Below are 422 nucleotides of genomic sequence, written 5' to 3' on the forward strand. Positions count from 1 at the left end.
CTCGGAATCATCGCCGATGATCCACACGTTGTTGTCGACGTTGTGCGTCTCCCCGTCGAGGGAGAATGTGCCCGATGTGACGAGATGCTCAATAGCTGTCATTACAGTTCCACCACCGATCGTAGGACTTGGCCCTTGGCCATCTTCTCAAAAGCGGATTCGACATCGCCGATGCCGATGCGTTCGGACACGAACTTCTCCAGCGGGAAGCGTCCCTGCTGGCAGAGGTCGACGAGCATCGGGAAGTCGCGGTCGGGCAGGCAGTCGCCGTACCATGAGGACTTGAGCTTGCCGCCGCGGCCGAACACGTCGAGCAGCGGAACGGTGAGCTCCATCTCCGGAGTCGGCACGCCGACGAGGACGACGGTGCCTGCGAGGTCACGGCCGTAGAAGGCCTGCCGCCACGTGGCAGGGAGTCCGAC

1 pseudogene is annotated in these 422 nt (G+C 62.6%); it reads right to left on the bottom strand.

The features are described 5' to 3' along the window. Window positions 1–101 precede the first annotated feature (101 nt). Window positions 102–422 (bottom strand): annotated as a pseudogene (locus CHM34_RS18585) (hypothetical protein); the annotation flags it as partial.

The organism is Paludifilum halophilum, from assembly GCF_002245355.1.
Classification (GTDB): Bacteria; Bacillota; Bacilli; order Thermoactinomycetales; family DSM-45169; genus Paludifilum; species Paludifilum halophilum.